The following is a 10,281-nucleotide window of genomic DNA, read 5'->3' as shown; positions in this document are numbered from 1 at the left end:
GTGGAGCAAGGAGATGATGTCCGAGGAAGCCCGCCTGGCGACAGGCATGTTCTGATGGGCGCCTTGAGAACCTACTGCGCCACCCGATTACGGCGTCGCGTGCTCGCTCACTCCTCGTCTATCGGATTGATATGTCTCGTCGTTCGCTGTGCGGCTCCTTGTACTCGGGCGGCTCGCTACGGTTCTCAAGGCGCCCATCACCCCCTTCGATGCAAAATATGATGAAACGGATCATTAACCGATGAGCGATTCCCTGGACGACAACTGGATCCGCGTCTGCGAGACGCGCGAACTCGCCCCCGGCGAGCACCGCGTGGTCGAGGGGCCGGACGACGACATCCTGGTGGTGAACGCCGACGGGGTGATCCTCGCCGTGATCGACGAGTGCAGCCACCAGGCGCTGCCGCTCTCCGACGGCCCCATCGACGGGGACATCATCACCTGCCCGTGGCACAACGCCGAGTTCTGCCTGCGCGACGGCGAGGCACTATCGGCGCCGGCCTACGAGCCGATCGACTGTTACGATGTACGGGTCGAGAACGACACCATCTACGTCTCCAGCCAGCCGCGCGAGGCCGGCTGAGGCACGCAATGCGGGAGGACCATCCCATGACCGCCGACGTACACAGCGCCCAACCCGTGAACGACACCGCCACGCCGGTCGACCCGGAACGCATCGAGGCGGCGAAGGCCCGCGCGGCTGCCCTGCCCGCCGACCAGCAGCTGTCCATGACCGATGCGGCCCGTGAGCACCTGGACCGCACCTTTGCCGGTGACGAGACGGCCCTCGGGCTGCGCCTGGGCATCAAGAAGTCCGGCTGCTCGGGGTTTGCCTACGTCATGGACGCGGCCCGCGAGATCCAAGACGACGACCTGTGGTTCGACTGCGACGGGCAGGCGATCATCACCGACGAGGCCAGCTTTCACGCCATCCATGGCTCGACCCTGGATTACAAGGTGGAGGGCCTGACCCGCATGCTGCACGTGGACAACCCCAACGTCGAGGACAGCTGCGGCTGCGGCGAGAGCTTCACCGTACGCGACGCCGACTGACCCATATCCCGGAGGTTTGCATGGCCGACAAGGCGCCCACGATCGACGCCGAAATCCAGGCACTGAAGGACGAGTTCGCCTTCCTCGGCGACTGGACCGAGCGCTACCAGTACATCATGGACATGGGACGGCACATGCCCGCCTTCCCGCCGGAGAAACAGGACGAGGAACACAAGTTCCACGGCTGCCAGTCGCAGGTGTGGTTCGACTACGAGTGGGACGGCGACCGTTTGCAGTTGTACGGCACCAGTGACGCGATGATCGTCAAGGGGCTGATCGCCCTGCTCTTCCGCATCTACTCCAACCGAACCGCGGACGAGATCCTCGCCACCGACGACACGTTCATCGACGAGCTCGGGCTCGGCGCCCACCTCTCCGCCAACCGGGCCACCGGCCTGGTGAACATGGTCGAGAAGATCCGAGGCCTGGCGGCCGAAAAGGCAGGCTGAATCCGGACGGACAGACCGCCTTTCCGGGTCACGTGGCCGCCGTGTCGATCAGAGCCTGGATCATGCACCGGTGGGCCGGGTCGGCCTGAAACTCACGCTGGTGATAGAGCATCATCATGGTTTCGGGGCACAGGCTGGGCTCGACCGGGATGGGAAACAGCCCGTTCTCGGCGCGCACGTGGTACTCGGGCAGCCAGCCGAAGCCGAGGCCCGAACGGATCAGTTCCTCGGCCGTGTGGAGATGGTCGACGGTGATCCGCTGCGCGGCCCCCAGCCAGCCGGCATTGCTGCTGCGCTCCGGGTGGGAGTCACGCAGCACCACCTGTCGGAACTGGCGCAGTTGCGCCTCCGGCAGGACCTCCCCTTCCGCGAGTGACGCGGCCCGGTCGACCAGCGGATGCGTTTGGCCGGCACAGGCAACGAAGCGGATCCGGCCGAACTGCCGGCCGACGTGATCCGCCACCTGCTCGAGCCCGAGGTAGATCCCCACCTCGCCTTCCTGAAACAGTGCCGGCCCGCCGCCCAGCACGGTCTCGTGCAATTCGATCCGCGTGTGCAGGTGCTGGCGTGAGAACCGCTCGAGGGCAAGCATGAGCCGATCGTGCGGGTAGACCTGGTCCACTGCCAGGCGGATCACCGCCGCCCCGCCGTCCCGCAGTTGCTCGATCACGCCGTCGACGCCCTCGAGCTCGCGGATCAACGGGCGCATGTGCTCGAGCAGGATGCTGCCGGCCTCCGTCAACTGGATGCGCCGGGCCCGCGTCTCGACCAGCGTCACCCCGATGCGGCGCTCAAGCTGCTTGATCGCGTGACTGATGGTCGATGGCGTGCGATGCAGTCGCTCGGAGGCCGGCTTGAGGCCGCCCAGTTCGATCACGGTCTCGAGCCAGTACCACGTACGGAAATCTTCCATGGTCGGATTCCACTGAAGAAACGTCGACTATACCCAAAAAACCGCCGCCCGTTGGGCGGCGCAGGCACCAAGGAGAGGAACGGATGTTTCAGAGCTGATAGGGAACCCGGACACCCAGCGAGAAGTCCGGCGCGTCCTGGGTCAGGCCGATGCCCAGCGTGGTCACGATCGTGCTTTTGGGTGTCAGTGCATAGGTCAGGCCGAGGTCGAACATGGCCGAACTCGAGTCGCTACCGATGATGGATTCCCAGTTTTCCCCCTCCTCGCGAATCTTCGCCTTCTGGGTGAACTCCTGGGTGAAGGCCATCGACAGGCTGGTCCGGTCGTTCAGCGCAAAGGCGAGCCCGAGGCCGTACTGCCAGGAATCGCCCAGGTCCACGTCGCCGGGGGTGACGGTGTCGGGGTCCGAGTCCACGTCGTCGAAACTGTCCGAGCCGTAATAGGTGTAGCCAAGATCGGCAAACAGCAGCGCCGGGTCGAGGCTCTTGACGGCCGAAACCGACAGACCGTAGCCCCACACGCCATTGCCGGTCGCCTGTTCCGTGGGTATTGCGAAGACGGGTTCGGGACTGTCCGGGTCGTCCGATTCTTGGATTACATCCACATCGATGCCGTAGGGCTCGCGCCCGGTCGGGGCGCTCACGCTGCCGGTCAGGACGATATCCGGCCAGCGCCGGGTTTCCGGCAACAGGCGATAGCTGAGATCCATGGTGGTATCACCGATGGCCAGGTCCGAGCTGTCGCTGACCTCGGCCCGGGCATCGGCCGCCCCGCCGGCACCCCCCTTCTGGTAGGTCGTGTGCCGCTGCAGGAAGGGAACGGAAACACCGACCTTCCAGCGGGGCGTGATGCTGTAACGGGCGGCGAGCGTGTATTCCAGGGTATCGCTGGCGACATTGTTCACCGCGATATTGCCCAGGAAGATAGAATCCAGCGCAAGGAAACCATCGAGCGTCAGCTCGCTTCGGTCGTAGCGCCGGTACTCCACCCCCGCCTCGAGCACGAAGGGTCGGTCGAAGGCCACGTGTTCCTTGTCCAGCAGATCGTCCGCGCTGCGCCTGGTAGCCTGCTCCTTGTCGGCTTCCGTCCGGGCCACCTGTGACTGGTCCTCGCCTTCCGATGTCCGGGGGGTCTGGGCCTCGGCAGGCTCTGCCGGCGCGGGCTGTTCGTCCTCGGCGACGGTCTCGTCGGAATCGGGGGCCTGCTCCGCCTCTTCGATCCGCGCCTGGACGGCCATCAAGCGGGCATCGACCTCGCGCAGCCGCCGGACCTCCTCCACGTAGCGCTGCTTGAGTTCCTCCATTTCGGTCCGCAGCGCCTGTACATCCTCCGCCTCGCTGGCCAAGGAGACGGGTGAAACCGTCGAAAGCCCGACCGCCACGCACAGTGCCAGCGTCGACACCGTACCGGCCCCGGTCGGGCAACATCTCTTTTCCACTACCATGAAAACGCTCCTCGTCTCGGGGAAATCCATCAACACCGTGACCTCCTGGCCTCGAATCCGCAGGCCATTCGTGTCCGGTGTTCCTCCGCAGCGGCCGACAACGACCGGGCCATCAATTGGTCCTCCTCAAGTTCGCCAGCGAGCGGCCAACCTGCTGATGGAGATCCTGTCGGCTCATCGCCTGTGCTCGGCCCATGCCCACCTGGAGTCTCAGCTGGTTCTGGATCGTTTGCCCGTCGCCGGACAGTCGGATCATCTGGTTGGCGCCACCGCGGCGCTGGATGAACTGTTGCGCGGTGGATTGGCCTAGCTGCATGGTCACGCCGGGCGACCCGCCGTTCCCGGTCAGGCCCGAGGCGACCACTGCGCCATCCTGCCGAAGTACCTGAACCGTGTTCCCGGACTGTCCAGCGGAAGCGGACCCTTCACCCCCGGCATAGGGCGTTACCACGACCTCGAAGCCGTTGTGTGCGCTATTGTCGTTGCCCGCCACCTGGATCTGCTGGCGCACTCCGCGTGTATCGCCACCGCCGCCGGCAATTTCGCGGCCGGCCGAATCGCTGGCCGTCGGGGATCCCTCGATCGACACGGTCGGCTGGAAACTGACCGTGGGGGCCCCACGACCCCGGTCGATGCCGATCGTGAGCCCGGCCTGCATGTCGCCGTCGGGGGTATGCCACTGGGTAATCATCTCGACACCGAAATAAAGCACCCGGTTGTCTGCGGCGATGTATCGCCCGCGCATGGTGTCCAGCTCCGGATCGGTCAGCGACACGATTGCCGGGTTGCCGGCCCAGGCAGAGGGCGATGCCGCGATCATCCCGCCGACCACGCCCGCCGCCAGCGCCACGGCCAACGCCGTTTTCCTGATCGACGCCTCGGGCCGCGTCGAGGCCGGATAATCACGCTTGCATGTGTTCATGACTGTCGTCCTCCTGAAGCTGCCGGCTCAGAAAAAGTCGGCATGCTTGAAACCGAATTCCAGCAGATCGGCGGTGGGCACTTCGCCCGATCGACGATGCAAGTCTCCGCTGCTGGGGATGTCCGTGGACTCCAGCAGCGCCGTGTGCCGGTCGAAGCCCGGGCCGATCACCGCGAACACCGTCCGCGACGGCCAACTCGCGATGAACTCATCGAAGCTGTATCGCCGGTTGCCCAGCGCCGGGTCGGCGACATGGACGTAGCCGTCCCGGGCATGCTTGACCACCACGAAATGGTGATAGCCGTCGACGTTCATCAGGGCGATCGTCGGCACGTTGACCGTCTCGAGGCGCTCGAGGTCGATCCGGTAGCCCCGGCCCCGGTAGCCGAGCCGTTCGAGATAGCGCTTCATCTCGAGCAGCGAGAAGCCGCGGGCGCGCACCTCCTGCTGATCCGCCACACCCATCATCCCGGCGAGGACGGTTTCCTCGTCCAGGCGCAGGCCGTAGGCATAGCGGAGCAAGGTGGCCAGTGATGCCGCCCCGCAGGAAAAATCGTATTCTTGGCGAACCAGGTTCAGGTAGCGCCGCTCCTGCATGCTGACGATCGGTACGTCCATCATCTGGCCGTGCGGGAGGACGGCGCCGAACTTGACGGTCGAGCCGAACGCCGGGGAAGCGACCGACGCGGCCACGAGCCATGCCGCCGCAACCAGCAGCACCGGCACCCGACGGCCGGTCACATGGTGGGTGGTGTCAGGATTGCCAGCGTTCATCGCGTACTCCCGGGGCCGTCGGCCCGATCTCGATTCAGGGTGTCTTTCCGGACGATTGGCGTTCGTCTGGAAAGACGGGGTGCCAGAGGCACCCCGTCGTGGTCACGTGATGTCTTGCCTTACTCGCAGGTCTTGCAGGAAGTGGCCAGGGAGAGGCTGTTGGACTGCATGTTGCTGCTGCCGGAGGCGACGTTCACACCGATGTTGCCCGACGCACCCTGGAAGGCGCTGCCGCCGATCGACGAGTCGTTGGTGTTGTAGGCAACTTTCGTCTTCTGGTAGCACTCACCACCGCAACTGCTGGTGACCTGCTTAAGGGCTCCCTCGTTGCGGATCTGGTTGCCCGCAGCCAGCTGGGTGCTGTCAGCCGAGGCATTGGTTTTCTGGGCATTGCCGGTCGCGGCCGCCAGGCTGTTCTTCTGCGAGTTGCCGGTGCCGGCAGCCGCGTTCACGCCGATGTTGCCCGAGGCGCCAGAAAACGCACTGCCGCCGATGCCGGCGTTGTTCTGAACGTCGTGATTCGAGAACCCGTTCAGGAACGACATCTGGGTCACCTGCACGTTGGACGACGCGCTGCCGAACACCACGTTGGCATCGGCCGCGGCCAGGGCCGCCGCGTTGTCCTGCACGTTCAGGTCACCGGAGGCGACGTTCATGCCGATGTTGCCTTGCGCATTGGCGCCCGTGGAACCACTGATCCCGGCGGTGTTCTTCACCCTGTCGTTGTCGACACCGTTGAACAAGAGCGCTTGCTTGTTGTCCACGTTGGCAATGGCCTCGGTGGTGACCTCCTCTTCGTGGTTGTGGCCGTTGTCATCGCAGTCGCCACCGTGATGGCCGCCGCATCCGCCTCCGCTCGCGAAGGCGGCCCCGGACATCAGGCCGGTGACGGCGGCTGCGAGTACTGTCATTTTGAGTTGCGTTTTCATGGCTACTACCTCTACCTTCTTGTTGGGGTTACTTCGATCATGAAAAAATCAGGGCCCGTTGTTCGAAAACGTGAACGAGTTGCCGGTTACGTTTCGATTCCCGGACACCTGATTTACCTGGAGTAACCCTCCGAACCCCGTAAAGGCAGTGTTCGAGATCACTGTCCGATAGCGATCCAGAGGGAGCTCCTCCGCCTGCCCGTCCTTCCGGTCAGACGGATCCGACTCGCCCGCCGGTCCAGCCGGCAGACGGGTGCGAATCTCCGATGACCCGCTGGCGACACCGCCAAGGTTCATCGAGTTGAACTGGACGTTGCCGTCACCGGCGACCTGGTTGATCCCGAGTGCGCCCGAGGCACCCCGGAATGCACCACCCGAGATCCGGGTCACGGCGTGCTGAACCACGCCCGCCTGGCTCGGCGTGTCCATGTTCAGTTGATTGACGGACGAATCGGTGTTGATCGCCCGCTGGTTGACCTGCAGGTTTCCCGACCCGGCGGCGAGGTTGACGGCGATGTTCCCGGACGCCCCGGCGCCGACCCGACCATTGATGTGGCTCTCGTTGAGAACGCCGAGCATCCAGTCGTAGGCATCCTCCTGGGGCGCGACCGCGTCGGCTTCGGCGGTCCGCGCCGAAATCACCAGGGCTACCGCACCGACCCCGATCAGGCCGATTCGAAGCCACGGGACGATGTTGGTCCGGGCGTTCATCGCTGACCTCCCTGACCCATCAGACCGGTGGCCGACAGCGCGCCGTTCACCTGACCGGCGATACCGCCGGTGGCGGATGTCACCGCGCCACCCACGCTGGAGGCCGGTGCGGGCTTCCCGTCGCGCTGGCTGCCCGTCGAGCCACCCAGGGCCTGACGAATACCATCGGAAACGACACCGCCGGTCCCGAGCATGCCGGTCCCGGCAGAGCCGTTGCCGGAAGCGACCGTTCCGTAATCCTCATCGGACAGGGGCGAGAGTCCCTGCAGCAGTTCGCCGTTAGGCTTGGGGTCGACCAGAACGGCACGGGCCGGCGGCGCCTGCCGCGTGGCCGAGCGTGTCGGCACCGACCGAAGCACGACGATCTCGCCGGGCTCTGCCTCCACGGCATAGCGGCTGCCCGCAGCCAATGCCTGGGTAGACCAGGCCGAGCCAACCATCGCACCGCCCAGGAGAACGACCAGCAGGGCCTTTCGGGAAACCGGGCGCAGCAAGACTGCCCGATCGAAGCCCATCCGGTCGGCAAGGACGGCCTGAACATCGCTCGCAATGCGTATCCTGTTCTTCATGGCCTGCGATCCCTCGTGAGGTTGGTTGGCGGATCGGTTCCGCTTGTTGCCCTCCCTGGTTGCAGGAACGGGGCCAACTTGCAGAGGGACGTGAAAACAACAGGTTGGAATCGCCGGATGGCCGAGATATTCGGGGGTGTATCAGGATTGATACGGGAAGGAATGGGGGTTGCGCCCTAACCCGCTGTTTCGGGGCCTCAAGGTGTATCGGACTTGAAACACCCCCTCCGACAACCGCGTTCTCCGAGCGCGGCGCTAGGCTCTGGGTCGCGACATCGAAGGGCGATAATCGGGAGCCTGGTGCAGGCCCTGACCGCATTGCGCCGGGTGAGGGGTTACGGGTTGCTGGAGTGAGAACACCTGTCGCGGGGCTGAGCCGGCCAGGCCCCGGATGAGCGAGCCGCGTTCAGGCGAAGGGCAGACGGTGCTTGCGGATCAGGCGGTGGAGGGTGCAGCGGGAGACGTCCAGCATGCGTGCCGCCTCGGTGATGTTGTGCCCGCTGCGGCTGACGGCCTGTGCAATGGCATTGCGCTCCGCCTCGTCACGAATCTCCGCCAGACTGCGCATGCCGGCGTCATTTTCGACCGAGGATTCCAGTTCCGGCAGGCTGACCGTCGGGCCGTCGGAGAGCACGATGCCGCGCCGCAGGCGGTTCATCAGCTCGCGGATATTGCCGGGCCAGCCGTAGTTGAGGATGGCCCCCTCGGTGGCCGGGCTCAGACGCTTGGTCTTCACCCCCAATTCCCGGCTGAACCGTTCGAGGTAGTACTGGGCAAGCTCGATCACGTCGGCCCCGCGCTCGACCAGGGACGGCATCTCCAGCGGGAGCACGTCCAGGCGGAAGAACAGATCCTCGCGGAAACGACCATCGGCCACGGCCTTCGCCAGTTCCACGTGCGTGGCGGCGATGATGCGGGCGTCGACCGCTATGGTGGCCTCGCCGCCGACGCGCTGGATCTCCCCTTGTTGCAGGAAACGCAGAAGGCTGACCTGCGTCTCGGGCGGCAGGTCACCGATCTCGTCGAGGAACAGGGTGCCGCCATCGGCCAGCTCCACCCAGCCGACATGCCGCTTGCCGGCACCCGTGAACGCGCCCTTCTCGTGGCCGAACAACTCCGACTGGACGAGGCTGGGGTTCAGTGCCCCGCAGTTCACGGCCACGAAGCCCCCTTCCTGTCTCGAGGACCGCTCGTGGATCGACCGGGCGGCCAGTTCCTTGCCCGTGCCCGTGGGACCGGTGATCAGCACCGGCAGGTCGTTGTCCGCGAACCGCCGGATCTTGCGCCGCACCTTCTGCATTACCTCGCTGCGACCGATCAGTCGGTCGCCATCGGCGCCCTCCTTCGGCGGAGAGGTCTCGCCCGACAGATGTGTTTCCGCCACCCGGGCCATGGTCCAGGCGTGCCCGATCGAAAAGGTCAGTCGCGTGGGTTCGATGGGGGCGAAGCAGAGATCGAAGAAGTAGGCGTGCAGGAACGCGGCGTGCTGGGAATTCTCCGCTACCCGCTTTTCCACGATCGCCACGAACTGCACGCTGGGGTGCTCGCGGGAGAACGCCGGTAGCCAGCCCGTGAAGAAGCTCAATGCGTCTCGCAGGTCCACCAGAACCACCTTCACCGGATCGCGGCGCAAACGGCGGGCGAGCTGCTCCTGGTCCTCCACGCCGATGACCTTCCAGTAAAACGGCTCGACAATGCGCCGCACCTCGTCCACCGCCTCCCGACCGTGCAGGGAGAGCATGGGCAGCCGCCGTTCGCGGTCGAGCCCCGAGATCACTTGCGTTCTCCTGACCTGATTTTCCATGACATCACTCCCTGCGAGTCGTTGGAAAGGGCGTGCAACGGTCCGACGGATGGAGACGTCGGTAACTGATTAAAATATAGGCCGGTATCGGACAAATGAACACGTTCTGACCAGATCGTGACCCGTTTCGTCACGCAAGGCGACATCGAATGTCGCGTTTCCCCGGCACACTCCGATCCCATACACTGCAACCGATCACCGGCCCACGCCCACTCGACACGACGGACAGGACGTCTTGAACCCAAGCTCACCCAGTTATTCATCCATCCAGCCCGGATTCATCGTCCTGCAGGGCAACCGCCTCGAGGGCCTGCGCGACCTGCTGGTCGAGTGGCTGGACCGTTACCCGCTGGCGCCGCTGGAAGACGAGACCATCCTGGTCCAGAGCAACGGCATGGCGCAGTGGCTGCGTCTCGCGCTGGGAAGGGACCGGAGCGAGGGCGGTCTCGGGGTGGCCACGGCACTCGACCTGCTGCTGCCGGCCCGGCTGCAGTGGCGCTGCTACCGGGCCGTGATGGGTACCGAATCGATCCCCGCCGAAGCCCCGCTCGACAAGCCCAGGCTGACCTGGCGCCTGCTGCGCGTCCTCCGCGATCAGGCCCGCAGCCGGTCGGTCTTCGCCCCGCTGACCCACTACATCGAGGGCGACGAGCATCGCGCCTACCAGCTTGCCGCCCGGCTCGCCGACCAGTTCGACCAGTACCAGGTCTATC

Annotated in this window: 12 protein-coding genes; 4 read left to right on the top strand and 8 right to left on the bottom strand. The window is 65.3% G+C overall.

Going from position 1 to position 10,281, the window contains the following annotated elements:
• Window positions 1-241 precede the first annotated feature (241 nt).
• The 3 genes from ACLFMY_RS06810 to ACLFMY_RS06800 are packed head-to-tail and all read left to right on the top strand — an operon-like array spanning window position 242 to window position 1,502.
• Window positions 242-583, top strand: a complete 342-nt coding sequence (locus tag ACLFMY_RS06810) for a Rieske (2Fe-2S) protein (RefSeq protein ID WP_410763856.1) — start codon at window positions 242-244, stop codon at window positions 581-583.
• 26 nt (window positions 584-609) lie between these two features.
• On the top strand, window positions 610-1,053 hold the full coding sequence (locus ACLFMY_RS06805; protein ID WP_410763855.1) for a HesB/IscA family protein: 444 nt from the start codon (window positions 610-612) through the stop codon (window positions 1,051-1,053).
• A 20-nt stretch (window positions 1,054-1,073) separates the two neighbouring features.
• Complete coding sequence (locus tag ACLFMY_RS06800) at window positions 1,074-1,502, top strand: SufE family protein (RefSeq protein ID WP_410763854.1); 429 nt, start codon at window positions 1,074-1,076, stop codon at window positions 1,500-1,502.
• Between the two features lie 28 nt (window positions 1,503-1,530).
• Here ACLFMY_RS06800 and ACLFMY_RS06795 read toward each other — a convergent pair whose 3' ends face one another.
• From ACLFMY_RS06795 to ACLFMY_RS06760, 8 genes are all read right to left on the bottom strand, one after another.
• Entirely contained in the window at window positions 1,531-2,415 is an 885-nt protein-coding gene (locus ACLFMY_RS06795; RefSeq protein WP_410763853.1) for a LysR family transcriptional regulator, read from the bottom strand.
• Between the two features lie 88 nt (window positions 2,416-2,503).
• Window positions 2,504-3,817 carry a transporter gene (locus ACLFMY_RS06790; protein ID WP_410763852.1) on the bottom strand — a complete coding sequence of 438 codons (1,314 nt, stop codon included), beginning with the start codon at window positions 3,815-3,817 and terminating at the stop codon, window positions 2,504-2,506.
• A gap of 154 nt (window positions 3,818-3,971) precedes the next feature.
• A complete protein-coding gene (locus tag ACLFMY_RS06785; protein WP_410763851.1) occupies window positions 3,972-4,781 on the bottom strand; it encodes a hypothetical protein in 810 nt (269 codons plus the stop codon).
• A gap of 27 nt (window positions 4,782-4,808) precedes the next feature.
• Window positions 4,809-5,555: a C39 family peptidase gene (locus ACLFMY_RS06780; RefSeq protein ID WP_410763850.1), complete on the bottom strand. Its 747-nt coding sequence runs from the start codon at window positions 5,553-5,555 to the stop codon at window positions 4,809-4,811.
• A 119-nt stretch (window positions 5,556-5,674) separates the two neighbouring features.
• Window positions 5,675-6,484 carry a hypothetical protein gene (locus ACLFMY_RS06775; protein WP_410763849.1) on the bottom strand — a complete coding sequence of 270 codons (810 nt, stop codon included), beginning with the start codon at window positions 6,482-6,484 and terminating at the stop codon, window positions 5,675-5,677.
• A 48-nt stretch (window positions 6,485-6,532) separates the two neighbouring features.
• Entirely contained in the window at window positions 6,533-7,195 is a 663-nt protein-coding gene (locus ACLFMY_RS06770; protein ID WP_410763848.1) for a hypothetical protein, read from the bottom strand.
• Entirely contained in the window at window positions 7,192-7,764 is a 573-nt protein-coding gene (locus ACLFMY_RS06765; protein WP_410763847.1) for a hypothetical protein, read from the bottom strand. Before ACLFMY_RS06765 ends, ACLFMY_RS06770 begins: the two co-directional genes overlap by 4 nt.
• Before the next feature lie 406 nt (window positions 7,765-8,170).
• Window positions 8,171-9,568 (bottom strand): sigma-54 interaction domain-containing protein, encoded by a 1,398-nt coding sequence (locus ACLFMY_RS06760; RefSeq protein ID WP_410763846.1) that lies wholly within the window; start codon window positions 9,566-9,568, stop codon window positions 8,171-8,173.
• A 235-nt stretch (window positions 9,569-9,803) separates the two neighbouring features.
• On the opposite strand from ACLFMY_RS06760, the gene ACLFMY_RS06755 reads away from it, so the two are divergent.
• Window positions 9,804-10,281, top strand: a 478-nt coding sequence (locus ACLFMY_RS06755) for an exodeoxyribonuclease V subunit gamma (protein WP_410763845.1), incomplete at its 3' end; no start/stop codon positions are given.

The sequence above is a fragment of the Guyparkeria sp. genome (genome assembly GCF_046545975.1).
Lineage (GTDB): Bacteria > Pseudomonadota > Gammaproteobacteria > Halothiobacillales > Halothiobacillaceae > Guyparkeria.
The sequence above is the reverse complement of the archived record's forward strand: the minus strand, read 5'-3'. Positions and strand labels throughout refer to the sequence as shown.

Coding starts and splice junctions, on each gene's coding strand:
- ACLFMY_RS06760 (WP_410763846.1), bottom strand. CDS start 9,568: ATGGAAAATCAGGTCAGGAGAACGCAAGTGATCTCGGGGCTCGACCGC.
- ACLFMY_RS06810 (WP_410763856.1), top strand. CDS start 242: ATGAGCGATTCCCTGGACGACAACTGGATCCGCGTCTGCGAGACGCGC.
- ACLFMY_RS06785 (WP_410763851.1), bottom strand. CDS start 4,781: ATGAACACATGCAAGCGTGATTATCCGGCCTCGACGCGGCCCGAGGCG.
- ACLFMY_RS06795 (WP_410763853.1), bottom strand. CDS start 2,415: ATGGAAGATTTCCGTACGTGGTACTGGCTCGAGACCGTGATCGAACTG.
- ACLFMY_RS06800 (WP_410763854.1), top strand. CDS start 1,074: ATGGCCGACAAGGCGCCCACGATCGACGCCGAAATCCAGGCACTGAAG.
- ACLFMY_RS06780 (WP_410763850.1), bottom strand. CDS start 5,555: ATGAACGCTGGCAATCCTGACACCACCCACCATGTGACCGGCCGTCGG.
- ACLFMY_RS06765 (WP_410763847.1), bottom strand. CDS start 7,764: ATGAAGAACAGGATACGCATTGCGAGCGATGTTCAGGCCGTCCTTGCC.
- ACLFMY_RS06775 (WP_410763849.1), bottom strand. CDS start 6,484: ATGAAAACGCAACTCAAAATGACAGTACTCGCAGCCGCCGTCACCGGC.
- ACLFMY_RS06805 (WP_410763855.1), top strand. CDS start 610: ATGACCGCCGACGTACACAGCGCCCAACCCGTGAACGACACCGCCACG.
- ACLFMY_RS06770 (WP_410763848.1), bottom strand. CDS start 7,195: ATGAACGCCCGGACCAACATCGTCCCGTGGCTTCGAATCGGCCTGATC.